This window comes from uncultured Pontibacter sp., from assembly GCF_947499215.1.
Lineage (GTDB): Bacteria > Bacteroidota > Bacteroidia > Cytophagales > Hymenobacteraceae > Pontibacter.
In genome coordinates this window covers 1-14,230 of the sequence record NZ_CANMNI010000001.1, presented here as the reverse complement: position 1 = coordinate 14,230, position 14,230 = coordinate 1, and the positions used below count along the sequence as shown (strand labels likewise).

Below are 14,230 nucleotides of genomic sequence, written 5' to 3'. Positions count from 1 at the left end.
TCAGACTATGAAAAAAATGTCGAATAAAGTGCTATTGCTTGCCCTTGGCCTAACCATGGGCAGTTTTGGTTCTGCTATGGCACAGCAACAGGGCGCAGGAAGCGATGGCATCTGGTCGCTGGAAGAGGCTATCAACTATGCCAAGACAAACAACCTGAACGTTCGCCAGAGCAGTCTCAACCGCGATCTGAACCGGGCTGACCTGAATCAATCGCGGGCCTCCCGTTTGCCGAGTATAAACGCGAACGGTAACTACAGCTTCAACACGGGTTCGTTTCAGGATCCGGTTAGTTTCAGTTTGCAGACGCAGAACGCACGTACATCCAACGTGTCCATCAACGCAAGCCTGCCTTTGTTTGCCGGTTTTCAGCAGGTAAACCAGATAAAGCAGAATAGTTTGGCTTTAGAGGCAAGCGAACAGGAGTACCAGTCAGCACAGAATGACATCACGATCCAAATCGTGACCGCGTATCTGAATATTCTGTTTGCAAACGAACAGATGAATGTGTCGGACCTGCAGCGCAACCTGACCAGACAACAGCTGACTCGTACACAGTCTTTGTTTAAAGCGGGGAGTGTGGCCGAGAACGCCGTATTGGACATTGAGTCGCAGTTGGCTACAGACGAACTTAACTATATTACAGCTCAGAACCAGCGCGATATCTCCAGACTCACGCTGATGCAGTTGCTGAACATTCCGACTACAGAAGAGTTTCAAATAGAAATCCCAGAGATACCAGAACCAGACGCGAATCCGGTGATTGTGGACGGCAGTCAGGTATACGACGTCGCCTTACAAACATTGCCGGCCATACGTGCGGCAGAACTCAGACTGCGTAGCTCAGAAACAGGTGTTGACCTTGCTCGAGGTGCCTACTACCCGCGTCTTAGCTTATTCGCCGGTGCCGGCAGTCGCTATGCCAGTACAAGTCGCAGACTTTTGGCTATAGAGCGTATACCAGACGGCCGTGTTCCTCAAACAGTGTATTTTACCAAAGAGGGAAATGAGTCGGAAACCCTATGGTTTGATAACTTCGAAAACCGTCGCATCGATGAATATTATGGCATGTTCAGCCAGTGGGATGATAACCTGAACACGCAGGTCGGTGTGTCACTTCAGATCCCGATTCTGAACAGCTTACAAGCCCGCACCAACGTTCAACGCGCCAAGTTGCAGCAGCAAAATGCCCAGCTTAATGCCGATATCGCCCGCAATAATTTGCGCCAAACGATCGAGCAGGCCTATGTGGACGCCATCGCAGCCCAGCGCCGTTATGCCGCAGCCCGCCAGCAGGTAAACGCTTCCGAAAAGAACTTCCGCAATGCTGAACTAAGACTTCAGGGCGGCGTGATCAACACTGTAGATTTCAATATCATAGCCAATACTTACCGCTCAGCACAATCGAGCTTGGTACAGGCAAAATACGACTACACCTTTAAACTAAAAGTCTTGGATTTCTACCAAGGCAAAGACCTCTCTTTCTAACATAAAATTATGGCCGCGAAAAAATCGAATAAGCTTATTTACACCCTGATAGGCGTACTTGTACTAATACTTGCTCTGGCTCTTGTTGCCAAAAAGGCGGGCTGGATCGGAAAAGATGAAGGAACCGAAGTGGTGCTTGCAGAAGCCAAACGCTCCCAAATCGTTGAAAAAGTAAGTGCCTCGGGTAAAGTACAGCCCGAAACCGAGATAAAAATCAGCCCGGACGTATCGGGAGAGATTATTGAACTGACCGTGCAGGAGGGAGACTCTGTTGTAAAAGGCCAGTTGCTGGTGCGTATACGCCCTGATAACTACCAATCTTTTGTAGACATGCAGCAGGCTGGGGTTAATCAGGCCCGTGCTAATTTAGCGCAGTCCAAAGCTCGTTTGGCGCAGTCTAAGGCGAATTTCGTACAGATTGAGCAAAATTTCCAGCGTAATAAAGCACTCTTCAATGAAAAGGTGATCTCTGAGGCAGAGTATCAGCAGATCAAAGCGCAATATGAGGCTGGCAAACAAGAAATCGAGTCCATGGCCCAGAGCGTGCGTGCTGCCGAATTTAGCGTACAGAATGCACAGGCCTCCCTTAAAGATGCCCGCGAGAATTTAAACAAAACAACCATCTACGCTCCTGTTAGCGGCACGGTATCAAAACTTAATGTAGAGCAGGGAGAACGTGTGGTAGGTACTTCCCAAATGGCTGGTACCGAGATCATGCGCATCGCCAACCTCAACAACATGGAAGTGCGTGTGAACGTGAACGAGAACGATATCATCCGGGTGAGTATGGGCGACTCCGTAATCGTAGAAGTTGACTCGTACACGAGCCGCGACGAGAAGTTCAAAGGCATTGTGACCTCTATTGCGAACACGGCAAAAGACGCCGCTTCGCTGGAAGCGGTTACTGAGTTCGAGGTTCGAATCCGTTTGCTGAACGAGTCTTACAGCCATCTGGCAGATAAGAACGCCCGTCCTTTCCGTCCGGGTATGACTGCATCGGTTGACATCATCACGGAACGCAAAAACAATGTTTTATCTGTACCTTTGTCAGCTGTGACGACTCGCTCGAACACACCAGCCAAGCCTGAAGGCGAAAATGCCGAAGAAGATAACGCGAGTAATAATGCAGAAGCAGCTCCGGTAGCACCTGCAGGCCCTGTGGAAGAGGTTGTATTTGTGCACGACGCCAACAATACTGTTAAGTCCGTAAAGGTGAAAACTGGCATCAGCGATTTCGAGAACATTGAGATACTGAGCGGTCTGGAAGAAGGTCAGAAAGTAGTTTCCGGTCCTTTCAGAGCGGTGTCGAAAACCCTGAAAGACGGTGCTAAAGTGGCCGTGAAAGACGAGAAGTCACTAAACAAATCAGCTTTGGCTGAAGCGAATGGTGAATAACAATTAGAACACCCGGTTTGGAAAAAATTGCAGTCATAGGAGGGGGGAGCTGGGCTTCGGCGCTGGTGAAGATCCTCTCAGAGAATAAATCGCAAGTACACTGGTGGATGCGCAACGAAAACGATGTGCAGCACTTGATCAATTACCGCCATAACCCGCGCTACTTGAGTGGCGTGACTTACGACCTGAACTACGTAAAGCCTTCGACGGACTTACGCAACGTAGTAGCAGTCGCTGACTGGGTGATATTGGCCGTGCCAGCGGCTTTTGTGCAGGAGGCCTTAAACGGACTGGAGCGTGATGCCCTAAAAGACAAAGTGCTTATTTCTGCCATTAAGGGTATGATCCCGAAGCAGAATATCCTGATCACCGACTATCTGGGTCAGCAGTACGATGTTCCGAACAGTCACCAGCTGGTAATCGCTGGCCCATGTCACGCCGAAGAAGTGGCCATGGAAAAACAGTCGTACCTGACCATCGGCTCTTATGACCTGCCTACGGCGGAGCGCTTCTGCGAATTGCTGCGTAACCGTTACGTTAAAGCAAATTCACTCGACGATCTGGACGGCGTTGAATATTGTGCTGTGATCAAGAACATCATTGCGCTGGCCTGCGGTATAGCCCGCGGACTGAACTACGGAGACAACTTTCAGGCGGTATTGGTATCGAACGCTATGCAGGAGATTGAGCGTTTTCTGCATGCCGCTATGCCGATACACCGCGACTTGAACGGCTCAGCTTATCTCGGTGACTTGCTTGTAACAGCCTATTCCCAGTTCAGCCGTAACCGTACTTTTGGTAACATGATTGGGCATGGGTATACCGTAAAATCGGCCCAGATCGAGATGAACATGGTGGCAGAGGGCTACTATGCCGTGCAGAGCATTTACGAGCTTAACAAAAAGCTAAAGGTGGATATGCCGATTACCACAGCGGTATACCTGATCTTGTACGAGCGCATCGCACCGGCTGTAGAGTTTGAGATATTGAAGGAGAAGCTTACCTAAGCTGAAGTTCCTGAGAACGCGAAAGGCATACCCTGTGGTGTGCCTTTCGCGTTTAAAGCCCTATCCGCTTGGCCGGACCTCACATATGAAACAACATTTCCAGCAAATTGATATCCTGAAGGGACTGGCCATTATTGCCGTGCTTCTGTTGCACTCGGTCTCACGGGAGCAATTGAATGCCAGCTATGCCGTGTTTCACATTTGGCAAGCTGTGCCAATTTTTATGGTATTGATGGGCCTAAATTTGGGGATGTCTTATGCCAGCAAAACCTTGCACTTTGATCAGTTATACACCCCGAATTACTTCCAGAAAAAAGCCCTGCGCATCATTTTCCCACTTTTGCTGATGTATATTTTTGCCTTGGTGGCAGGTTATGTCTGGGAACAAATATATGCACGTGAGGTCTATACCTTGGGATGGAAAAACCTGATCGGCGTGTTGCCGGTATCTGGCAAAGGCAATTATTTTATCACGCTCTTGCTGCAGTCTTTGATCGCGTTGCCATTAATCGGTTATACCTTCAATCGCTGGCCTATACGCACTAGTCTGGTTCTGTTACTACTCGAAATCGCATTTCAACTGATAGCTTATCAGATTAGTTATTTTGAGGAGGATCGCTATCTCTATGATTCTGCCTTATTCCGATACTTTTCAGCCATCGCCTTGGGACTGTGGCTGGCCCGCCTGATTTTGACCTCTGAAAGAAGGTATAGCTGGCTATTGATATTGGCTGGAATTGCCAGTAGCATATACCTATACTTTCACCAATATCAAGGAATCAGCCTTCCATATATCCGACCCGAGTGGCAAGCGCAATTGTTCTTAACATACCCTTATGCCGCTTTGATGATCTATTTGGGCATTCTGACTTTCCCGCAGCAATCAAATTTTATCGCTTTTCGTATTATGGCTACAGTCGGGAAAGCCTCCTACCATATTTTTTTGGTACAGGTACTTTATTTTGGCCTAATAAAAGATAATACGAACATAGCGCTTAATCTAACTTTTTGTCTTTTGGTCGGACTAATATTTTATTGGCTTGAATCTTTTTTAAGCAAAAAAATCTCTAACTAGAAGAATATAAGTTCGCGCTATTTACTAAATAAACTATGATCACAAAAGTTACTTGTGCCCTTATCGAGCAGTATGGTCGTGTGCTGATTACGCAGCGCAGCGAAACCATGCCACAAGCCATGCTTTGGGAATTTCCGGGTGGGAAAGTGGAGGACGGCGAAACAGAAGAGTCCAGTCTAATCCGTGAGATACAAGAAGAATTAAACCTCAGCATCACCCCGATGCAACGTCTTACTCCTGTTGTACAGGCATATGGAGACAAAACCATTGAGCTTGTACCTTACCTCTGTCAATACAATGAAGGAACGATCAAGCTTACAGAACACCGTTCTTACCATTGGGTGGTGCCACAGGATCTGGCCAATTACGATTGGTGCCCTGCCGACATCCCGATCGTGCGGGAATTTGTGGCGATGGCAGGACAGCAATCCACTACATAACAAGTCTAAACAACCTTTTTCCTAAACGATCAAATAGCCGTACCTTTAGGGTATGCAATTACCACATTCATTTGTTGAGCGCATGAAAGGGCAACTGGGAGCGGACTATACCCGCTTTGAGGCAGCCTTGGAACAGCCTGCGCCCGTCAGTATACGACTGAACACGAACAAACTGCAGGGAGAGCCAAGCCTGCCGCGTGTGCCTTGGACGCAGACCGGCTACTATCTGCCAGAGCGACCACAGTTCACACTGGATCCGCGTCTGCATGCCGGAGGCTACTATGTGCAGGAGGCCAGTTCCATGTTTTTAGAACAAGCCCTGCGCCAGCACGTGGACCTCAGCCAGCCACTCCATGTGCTGGACCTCTGTGGTGCTCCCGGCGGCAAGTCGACCCACATCGCCAGCCTAATCTCTCCTGATAGTTTGTTAGTAGCAAATGAAGTGATCCGTAGCCGCGCCAGCATCTTGGCAGAGAATGTGACGAAATGGGGCAGCGGCAATGTGGTAGTAACCAACAATGACCCACGCGACTTTGGCCGCCTGCCCGAGTTTTTTGACGTGATGGTAGTAGATGCTCCCTGCAGTGGCGAAGGCATGTTCCGAAAGGACCCGCAGGCAATGAACGAATGGTCAGATGAAAACGTGAATCTCTGCGCCCAGCGGCAACAACGCATCCTGATGGACGTATGGGATGCCCTGCGACCGGGCGGCATTCTGATTTACAGTACCTGTACTTGGAATCTGGCAGAGAACGAACAGAACATTGCTTGGCTTGCCGATCAGGAAAACGCCCAACCGCTTTCGCTCACAATCGATCCGGCTTGGGAAATAGAAGCAACCTCGCTCGATGGAGTATCCGGTTACCGCTTCTATCCGCATCAGGTACAGGGAGAAGGTTTCTTTTTGTCCGTCATTCGCAAGGCAGGCGAGTATGAAGAACCGCAGCGATCTTCTAAAAAGAAAAAATACAAGCTGACGCTGGCCGGCAAAAAAGAACTGAACATGGTAAACGACTGGCTACTTGAGCCGGAGCGTTTTGCTTGGGTGCAGTACGGAGAAGTAATCTCGGTTATACCTGAAAATCTATTTGAAGAAGTCGACCAACTCTACCAGAACCTCTATGTTATTTACGCCGGCACAGAAATAGCCGAAGCGAAAGGAAAAAAGCTAAAACCTTTGCAGGCACTGGCGCTGTCACAGTACCTCAACAAAGAGGCTTTCCGCATCGAAGAACTCGATCTGGAATCAGCCCTACGCTATCTTCGCAAAGAAGACATCGGCATCAGCGGCAACAGCAACGACTGGATCTTACTCCAATTCAAAGGTCTTCCACTTGGCTGGGCCAAACAAGTCGGCAATCGCCTTAACAACTACTATCCCAAAGAGTGGCGCATCCGCATGGAATTGCCTGAAAAGTTGGAGTTAGAAAGTTGGGGAGTTTAAGAGTTAGAGATTTTACGAGTTGAGCTTTTCCAGAGTACTTAACTTCAAAGCATAAAGGCCCACCATCACTGGTAGGCCTTTTTTATTCTGAAAAAATCCAGAGTATTAATCATGTCTTCATACTTTTTAAACTCCTCAACTCTCAAACTCTCTAACTCCAAAACTTAATCTATTCCACAAACAGCACCAACCCCTTCAAATACTCACCTTCGGGGTGGAAGATGGAAATAGGGTGGTCGGCAGGCTGGGAGAGGTGGTGCATGATCTTGATGTTACGACCGGCTTCGATGGCGGCTGCCATCACCGTGTTATTGAACAAATATTTGTCTACTACCTGCGAGCAGGAGAAGGTAAACAGAATACCGCCAGGTTTGATGCGTTTCATGGCCTCGGCGTTCAGTCGCTTGTAACCCATCACGGCATTGTGGCGCACTTTCTGGCTCTTAGCAAAAGCAGGAGGGTCCAGAATGATCACGTCGTAGCGGTCTTCTTTGCCTTTCAGGAATTCAAAAGTATCTACTGCAAAGGCTTCGTGACGGTCTGGAGCCTGACTCAGTTCGCCATTTTTAATCGTTAGTTCAATCGCTTTCTTAGAAACATCCACAGAGTGCACTTCTTTGGCACCGGCGTTGAGGGCGTATACCGAGAAACCACCGGTATAGCAAAAGGTGTTCAGCACCGACTTGTCTTTTACGTAGCGAGCCAGCAACTCCCGGTTTTCGCGCTGGTCTATAAAGAAGCCTGTCTTCTGGCCGCTTTCCCAATCCACGAAAAACTGGTTCTCGTTCTCGGTCACGACCACACCGCCGCTCGACTCGCCAAACAGGTAGCCATTCTCCGCTTGCACCGGCGATTTGGCTGGCAGTGACTCTGCGCTCTTGTCATACACCGCTTTCAGGTGCGGGCCGTAAATTTCCTGCAACGCTTTGGCCACATGCTCGCGCACCGAATACATTCCAACAGAGTGCGTCTGTATGACAGCTGTGTCTTTGTACATGTCCACGATTAGGCCGGGCACGCCATCGCCTTCCGCGTACACCAAGCGGTACACATCGGTGTGCGGATTGTCAATCAGACCAAGGCGCTTGCGGTAATCGTGGGCTTGCTGCACTTTGCTTTTCCAGAAGGTATAGTCCGGCTCAACTTGCTCAAAGGAGAACACACGCACCGCAATAGAACCCGGTGCCCAGTGGCCCATGCCCAGAAATTCGCGCTGGTTGGAATATACCTCCACCGTGTCGCCTTCTTCCGGCTCCGTTCCTTCAATTCTTTTGATAGCGCCAGAGAAAACCCAAGGGTGAAAACGCTTCAGAGAGTGTTCTTTTCCTTTGGCTAGGTATAATTTGGTAAGAGACATCTAGTTATATGTAGTAAGTAATGATGTGCTAAATCGGTAATGAATTTAAGCTAATATGTTAAATAGCTTTTCCAGCAATATGATCTTGCAGCATGAAACAGATTAAGTTCTATAGCGATAATATCGTTCCGTTTTTAGGGAAGAATTTGATTTGTTCTATACCTGCAAACTGTGAAATTTGTGAAGTGAGAATTTATAAAGTGATCACCTGAAGATCCTTCAGGTAGGTATAGAGCTTCTGAACAGGCAGGCCGACTACGTTAAAATAAGAGCCCTCGATCTTTTCTATTCCGATCTTGCCGATCCATTCTTGTATACCGTAAGCACCGGCTTTATCAAAGGGTTGGTAATGCTCGATGTAGTAGTTTATCTCCTCTTCGCCCAGCTTCTTAAAGTATACCGTAGTCACATCATGAAAGATCGTCTTGGAATTCTTCGTTAGTATACAGACGCCGGTGATCACTTCATGGTGCGTCCCTGACAAAGCCTTGAGCATCTCAAAAGCTTCTAAAGCATCGACTGGTTTGTTCAAAATACGCTCACCTAAACATACAATCGTATCGGCCGTGATCAGCACTTCATTTTGCAGGTCGGCGATATAAGCATCGGCTTTGTGAGAGGCCAGAAACTCAGCTACCTGCTCACGTTGCAGGTGCTCCGGGAAATCCTCGTGCACTTCTTTCACACGCACTTCAAACTCCAGTCCGAGTCCGGCTAAAAGTTCTTTCCGGCGCGGGGAGTTAGAGGCAAGCAGTATCGGACGAGATAAATTCATTTTCTTTGATTGAGCTGAATAAAAATCCGCAAATCGTTTTCGGGTAAAAGAACGTGGACTTCTGCGGCATGATAGCGCCACTGTAGCATACCCGTTTCACTTGTTCCATAGAAACGTCATTGGTAATCAGAGCCAGTCGCACTTTGCCGGAGTCCACCTGACTTACGCAGGCGGTGAAGTTGCGCACATAGCTCAGGCCCGGGTAGTCGCGCTGTGCTTCCCGGTCTATACACAGCACCTTCTCGAATACAAAGTAATGCATCACGGTCAGGTCAAGGTCTTTTACTTCCTGCGGCACAGGCCAATCAATCAGATGGTGTACCTCCGGCTTCAGACGCAGTTTGTAGGCGTTACCGGATAGGTATAGCCCGAAGGCCCAGTTCTTACCCACGATCACCTCGTTGAGTTCATAAGCATCTTCTTTTGGCGTAACTACAAAGTATTCGCGCAGTCGCTCCAGAAACTCCTCGTCCGTCAGGTCTATTTTCTCCAGCACGCGGTGTGTCGGCAGAATACGAAGGTCGTCGGCCTCAGTGTTGGTCAGGTACATCAGATGATAGTTGTAGGCTTCCGTACCGGTGTGGTTCGCATTGTCGGCCATGCGCTTCTTGCGATACTCAAGCGAGCCCTCGTAGCGGTGGTGCCCATCAGCCAATAGTACTTGTCGCGACTCTAATACCTCTAAAAAGTGTTTTATAACATCACGGTCGTGAATCACGGCCAACACGTCGCGCACGCCTTGGTAGTCCTCGGTCACATAGAGTGGTGATTTTACACTCTCGTCCATGTAACGCTCCAGCATAAAGTCAGGATCGGTATAGAGCCCGTGGGTGGCGCTGGTGTTCATCAACGTTTTGTCCAATAGATCGATGCGATCGTTTACGGCACTCGGTATCGTGTTTTCGTGACGAAGGAGTACCCCTTCGTTCCAGTCGTAGGCTTTGATGTGGCAGATAAAGCCCTTGCGGCAGTATTCGCGGTCGTTGCCGGGCAGCCGGAAATACTGGTAATACACATAAATACCGGGCAACGGGTCCTGCACAACCGTACCGGAGGATTTCCACTCTTGCAGCATGTCTGCTGCAGTGTCAGCGGGTTTTTCTCCTCTTGGTACCGAAAGATGTATACTGTTGAGCGGGTTTTGATACAGCGCTTCACGCTGTTTTGCCGACACCACATCGAAAAGGGGAGAGGTCAGTTCTTCAATCGACTGGCTCAGCTCTTCTTTGTAGCGCCATGCTTTTATGGGTAGTATTTCAGCCATCAGGTTTGCTTACAGGTATAGGTATAGGATCAGGGTGCCAGTCTTTTGCGGGTCCATTGGGTGTCGGCTTGCTCAAATACAATGCGGTCGTGCAGACGGTTCGGACGGCCCTGCCAGAACTCAATGCGCTCCGGCTTCAATACATAGCCACCCCAATGCTGCGGACGGGGAACAACATCCAGACTGGCAAAGTCATTTTCGAACTTCGCCTCAGCTTGCTCCAACTCTTCGCGGCTATTTATCTCATTGCTCTGCGGAGAGGCCCACGCACCGATCTGGCTACCTCGCGGTCGACTGTGAAAATAAACATCCGAAACCTCCGCAGAAACCTTTTCAATCGTTCCCTCAATACGCACCTGCCGCTCCAGTTCCGCCCAGAAAAAGGTGATTGAGCCGAAAGGCCGTTCGGCCAAGTCCTTCCCTTTGCGACTGTCATAATTCGTGAAAAACACAAAGCCGTCCGAGGAGACCTCCTTTAAAAGGACCACCCTTGCCGAAGGACGGTAGTCAGCTGACACGGTAGATAGCACCAGCGCCGTAGGCTCCAGTACTTCCGAAAGGATGGCTTCATTCAGCCATACCTTAAACTGGTCAAGGGGGTCGTTGGAAACAGATTCTTCAGTAAGCGCCTGCCGGGAATAATTCTTCCTGATGGAGGCAATGTCATGTTGGAGCGCCATAGCGAAAACGATGATTTGCCCAAAATTATAAAATAATCGGCTGTAGGTTAAATTTTAATTAATATTGCAATAATTTAAAAATATTTTATAAAATTAGAAGGTATATTAAGAGCGTGATTTAGATGCAGTTTGTAAATAGGCGGTGGCGTATAGATGTGCTATTTCCTGTTTTTTGTACCCTTATGGCTTGTTTCCGTAATAAGGTATAAAACGGCACAATGCGACAAAATGTCGCCACAGAGCCGGGAAGCACCCTTAACGCCTAACGACTCATGGAGGAAGAAATCGAAAATAAGCCGCAGAATGGGAGCATCTTAATCTCAGAGCCTTATCTGGGTGACCCTAATTTTGAGCGCACCGTGGTCCTGATATGTAGCCACGTAGAAGATGAAGGCACTTTCGGGTTGGTGCTTAACCGCATGTCTAACCTGAAACTGTCTGATGTTGTAGACATTTACAATGATCAATTTGAAGCCGAACTGGGTATAGGAGGCCCTGTTCAGTATAATACCTTGCACTATGTGCATCAATTAGCAAGCTTGCCCCAAGCAGTGCAACTAAGCGACAATATCTACTGGGGCGGCGACTTCGAGTCGTTGCGCCAGATGATCGCGGCAGGCGAGGTGACAACAGACGATATCCGCTTCTTTCTGGGCTATTCTGGCTGGACACCCGGCCAGTTGCAAGAGGAGATTGATAAAAATGTTTGGATCGTGAACAACAATGCTACAGATAAATTATTTAATTTGGATGCAGATACCCTTTGGCGCGGCATTCTGCGACAAATGGGCGGTAAATACAAGGTGTTATCAAACTATCCTGTAGATCCGCGGTTAAACTGACACGCTAACAAGGCAAAAACCTGAAGCCATGACAACTGAGAACCAGCACACTGACACAAACGGCGCCGAGGCAAACAAGCCAAGGCCGCAGGACGAAGCAACAGCAAAACAGCAGGAAGCATCGTCCCCGATGGATATTGTAGAGCAACGTCTTGCCGAGATCAACGCCAAAAACGAAGGCGGGCAAGCACAGCCATCGGAAGAGGGTGTGCCAAAAGAAGAACAACCTGAAATGCAACCAGAACTCTCCTCTCCGGAAGAATCTGCCAAGACAGAGGAGATAACGGAGGCATTTGCTGATGCGAATCTACCTGAAGCTGAAAATGCAGCAACTGCCGCACCAGATCAGGAGGCACCTCAGACACAGGAAAGCTCAACGACCACAACTCAGCCAACCAATAAGGCAACAGAAGGGGAGCACCACGATGAGGAGGAGCATGATGAAGAGGACCACACAGACTATAGCCAGTTGTCTATAGATGAACTGCGTCACCATCTGCACCAGCTACTCAAAGGGCCTGATGCCCGTCGCAAATACAAGAAAATCCAAGAGATCCATCGCTTTTACGAAGACAAGTTCCAGATCGAAAAAGGTCAGGCGCTAGACCGTTTCAGACAGGAGGGAGGTACCGAAGAGGACTTTGACTACCATGCACCGATGGAACATACGGAGTTGGAGCAACTCTATGCCGCCTACCGCGAGGCGCGCTATCAAGAGCGCCAGCACACCGAGGAACAGCGTGGGCGTAATTTAGAGCGCAAGCGCGAATTGCTGCAGCAACTGCGCACCTTGGTAGAGTCAGCTGAAACTAAGAACAGTAGCGATGAACTGAAGAAGCTGCAAAACGAGTGGAAGAGCATCGGTCCGGTACCGCCGGGCGAAGCGCAAGAGCTATGGGATTCTTACCATGCCTTGCTCGACATCTTCTACAACAACCGCAGCATGTTCTTCGAAATGAAGGAGCTGGACAGACGCCGTAACTTGGATGCGAAAGTACAGCTGATAGAGCGGGCCGAAGCCTTGCAAAATGAGCAATCAATCAACAAGGCGCTGCAGGAACTTCGTCACCTTCATGAAGAATGGAAGAACATTGGTCCGGTGCCGAACGAACAGCGCGACGCTATTTGGGAGCGCTTCATTCAGGCCTCCGAGAAAGTGCATGAGCACCGTCGCACCTACATGGAAGAGCGCAAAACTGTTGAAATGGCCAACCTCGAAAAAAAACGCGGTTTGCTGGCACGTCTGCAGGAGTTCCAAAACTTCAATACAGACCGCATTAATGAGTGGCGCGACAAGACCGATGAGATCCAAAAGCTGAAGGAGGAATGGGACAGTGCCGGTTTGGTGCCAAAAGAATACGCCGAAGAGGTGAACAAGACATTCTGGGGTAACTATAAGGCTTTCTTCCAGCATAAAAACCAATTCTTTAAGGGCTTGGATGAACAGAAAATGCAGAACCTGCGTCAGAAAACGGAGCTTTGCGAAGAAGCCGAGAGCCTAAAGGACAGCACGGATTGGAATGCCACCAAAGAGAAAATGATCCAGCTTCAGAAAAAGTGGAAGACCATTGGCCGCGTACCTGATAAGCATTCTGACAAAATCTGGCAGCGCTTCCGTGCGGCCTGCAATGAGTTCTTTGACCGCAAACAGGTACAAGAGCAGCAGAAGGGCGCTGAGATAGAAAAACTATCCACTGAGAAAATGGCCCTCTGCGATCGCATTACCGAAGAACTGGCACAGCCCAACACCACCACTTCATTGGACGACTATAACAAGATCGTGCAGGAGTGGGGCCAGCTGGATGCCGGCAACAAGCGAGTAAGCGCCAAAGTAGAAGAGAAGTTCATCTCGCTCATGGAGCGCTATCTGGAGCGCGTACCAGACCTGCATTATGACGACCGTGCCACCATGATCGCACAGTTGCAGGTAGACCGACTGCGCAACAGTCCGGATGCTTCGCAGAAGCTGTACCAAAAGGAACAGACGCTGCGCCGTGAGATCTCCCAACTGCAAAACGACATCCAGACGCTGCGCACCAACCTCGAGTTTTTCGCACGTTCCAAAAACGCTGACAAGCTCCGCGAGGAGTACGAAGGGCGTATTGACGACACGCAGAAGCGCATCGACATCCTGCAGCGGCAGCTGGCCGCATTCAGAGGATAAAAATTTCTATTTGATACTCAAAAGCTTATCGTAAAAGGGCAAAAAATCCTGCAGCGGGTATTTGTATATTAAAAACTATATTATACCTTTGCAACGCTTTAGAACGATAGGGCAACACACAAATAAAGTATCGCCTCCTTAGCTCAGCTGGTAGAGCAACTGACTTGTAATCAGTAGGTCGCTGGTTCGATCCCGGCAGGGGGCTCAACTTTATTTGTTCTTATTATCGCCTCCTTAGCTCAGCTGGTAGAGCAACTGACTTGTAATCAGTAGGTCGCTGGTTCGATCCCGGCAGGGGGCT

The 14,230-nt window shown here is 49.0% G+C and carries 12 protein-coding genes and 2 tRNA genes; 10 read left to right on the top strand and 4 right to left on the bottom strand.

Features of this window, described 5'->3' with window-relative positions; genetic code table 11:
- Positions 1-7 precede the first annotated feature (7 nt).
- Genes Q1A04_RS00070 through Q1A04_RS00045 form a run of 6 tightly spaced genes read left to right on the top strand, consistent with a single transcriptional unit; the run spans position 8 to position 6,847 of the window.
- Positions 8-1,486 (top strand): TolC family protein, encoded by a 1,479-nt coding sequence (locus Q1A04_RS00070; RefSeq protein WP_299699473.1) that lies wholly within the window; start codon positions 8-10, stop codon positions 1,484-1,486.
- Between the two features lie 9 nt (positions 1,487-1,495).
- The gene (locus Q1A04_RS00065) at positions 1,496-2,881 is read left to right on the top strand and encodes an efflux RND transporter periplasmic adaptor subunit (protein ID WP_299699470.1); all 1,386 of its coding nucleotides are present in this window, start codon (positions 1,496-1,498) and stop codon (positions 2,879-2,881) included.
- A gap of 17 nt (positions 2,882-2,898) precedes the next feature.
- On the top strand, positions 2,899-3,888 hold the full coding sequence (locus Q1A04_RS00060; protein ID WP_299699467.1) for an NAD(P)H-dependent glycerol-3-phosphate dehydrogenase: 990 nt from the start codon (positions 2,899-2,901) through the stop codon (positions 3,886-3,888).
- Positions 3,889-3,922: 34 nt separating this feature from the next.
- Positions 3,923-4,963, top strand: a complete 1,041-nt coding sequence (locus tag Q1A04_RS00055; protein ID WP_299699464.1) for an acyltransferase family protein — start codon at positions 3,923-3,925, stop codon at positions 4,961-4,963.
- A gap of 35 nt (positions 4,964-4,998) precedes the next feature.
- Entirely contained in the window at positions 4,999-5,403 is a 405-nt protein-coding gene (locus Q1A04_RS00050; protein ID WP_299699461.1) for a (deoxy)nucleoside triphosphate pyrophosphohydrolase, read from the top strand.
- Between the two features lie 52 nt (positions 5,404-5,455).
- Entirely contained in the window at positions 5,456-6,847 is a 1,392-nt protein-coding gene (locus Q1A04_RS00045) for an rRNA methyltransferase (RefSeq protein WP_299699458.1), read from the top strand.
- Positions 6,848-7,016: 169 nt separating this feature from the next.
- Here Q1A04_RS00045 and Q1A04_RS00040 read toward each other — a convergent pair whose 3' ends face one another.
- The 4 genes from Q1A04_RS00040 to pdxH all read right to left on the bottom strand — a co-directional run bounded on the left by Q1A04_RS00040 (position 7,017) and on the right by pdxH (position 10,923).
- A complete protein-coding gene (locus Q1A04_RS00040) occupies positions 7,017-8,204 on the bottom strand; it encodes a class I SAM-dependent rRNA methyltransferase (RefSeq protein ID WP_299699455.1) in 1,188 nt (395 codons plus the stop codon).
- A 193-nt stretch (positions 8,205-8,397) separates the two neighbouring features.
- Positions 8,398-8,979: a Maf family nucleotide pyrophosphatase gene (locus Q1A04_RS00035; protein ID WP_299699452.1), complete on the bottom strand. Its 582-nt coding sequence runs from the start codon at positions 8,977-8,979 to the stop codon at positions 8,398-8,400.
- The gene (locus tag Q1A04_RS00030) at positions 8,945-10,243 is read right to left on the bottom strand and encodes a DUF1015 domain-containing protein (RefSeq protein ID WP_299699449.1); all 1,299 of its coding nucleotides are present in this window, start codon (positions 10,241-10,243) and stop codon (positions 8,945-8,947) included. Before Q1A04_RS00030 ends, Q1A04_RS00035 begins: the two co-directional genes overlap by 35 nt.
- 29 nt (positions 10,244-10,272) lie before the next feature.
- Positions 10,273-10,923: a pyridoxamine 5'-phosphate oxidase gene (gene pdxH / locus Q1A04_RS00025; RefSeq protein ID WP_299699446.1), complete on the bottom strand. Its 651-nt coding sequence runs from the start codon at positions 10,921-10,923 to the stop codon at positions 10,273-10,275.
- A 272-nt stretch (positions 10,924-11,195) separates the two neighbouring features.
- Here pdxH and Q1A04_RS00020 point away from each other — a divergent pair, with 272 nt between their 5' ends.
- From Q1A04_RS00020 to Q1A04_RS00005, 4 genes are all read left to right on the top strand, one after another.
- Positions 11,196-11,765 carry a YqgE/AlgH family protein gene (locus Q1A04_RS00020; protein ID WP_299699443.1) on the top strand — a complete coding sequence of 190 codons (570 nt, stop codon included), beginning with the start codon at positions 11,196-11,198 and terminating at the stop codon, positions 11,763-11,765.
- Positions 11,766-11,793: 28 nt separating this feature from the next.
- Positions 11,794-13,929 (top strand): DUF349 domain-containing protein, encoded by a 2,136-nt coding sequence (locus tag Q1A04_RS00015; RefSeq protein WP_299699441.1) that lies wholly within the window; start codon positions 11,794-11,796, stop codon positions 13,927-13,929.
- A gap of 132 nt (positions 13,930-14,061) precedes the next feature.
- Positions 14,062-14,134, top strand: a tRNA-Thr gene (locus Q1A04_RS00010).
- Positions 14,135-14,157: 23 nt separating this feature from the next.
- A tRNA-Thr gene (locus tag Q1A04_RS00005) sits at positions 14,158-14,230 on the top strand.

Coding starts and splice junctions, on each gene's coding strand:
- Q1A04_RS00070 (WP_299699473.1), top strand. CDS start 8: ATGAAAAAAATGTCGAATAAAGTGCTATTGCTTGCCCTTGGCCTAACC.
- Q1A04_RS00065 (WP_299699470.1), top strand. CDS start 1,496: ATGGCCGCGAAAAAATCGAATAAGCTTATTTACACCCTGATAGGCGTA.
- Q1A04_RS00050 (WP_299699461.1), top strand. CDS start 4,999: ATGATCACAAAAGTTACTTGTGCCCTTATCGAGCAGTATGGTCGTGTG.
- Q1A04_RS00045 (WP_299699458.1), top strand. CDS start 5,456: ATGCAATTACCACATTCATTTGTTGAGCGCATGAAAGGGCAACTGGGA.
- Q1A04_RS00040 (WP_299699455.1), bottom strand. CDS start 8,204: ATGTCTCTTACCAAATTATACCTAGCCAAAGGAAAAGAACACTCTCTG.
- Q1A04_RS00035 (WP_299699452.1), bottom strand. CDS start 8,979: ATGAATTTATCTCGTCCGATACTGCTTGCCTCTAACTCCCCGCGCCGG.
- Q1A04_RS00030 (WP_299699449.1), bottom strand. CDS start 10,243: ATGGCTGAAATACTACCCATAAAAGCATGGCGCTACAAAGAAGAGCTG.
- pdxH (WP_299699446.1), bottom strand. CDS start 10,923: ATGGCGCTCCAACATGACATTGCCTCCATCAGGAAGAATTATTCCCGG.
- Q1A04_RS00020 (WP_299699443.1), top strand. CDS start 11,196: ATGGAGGAAGAAATCGAAAATAAGCCGCAGAATGGGAGCATCTTAATC.
- Q1A04_RS00015 (WP_299699441.1), top strand. CDS start 11,794: ATGACAACTGAGAACCAGCACACTGACACAAACGGCGCCGAGGCAAAC.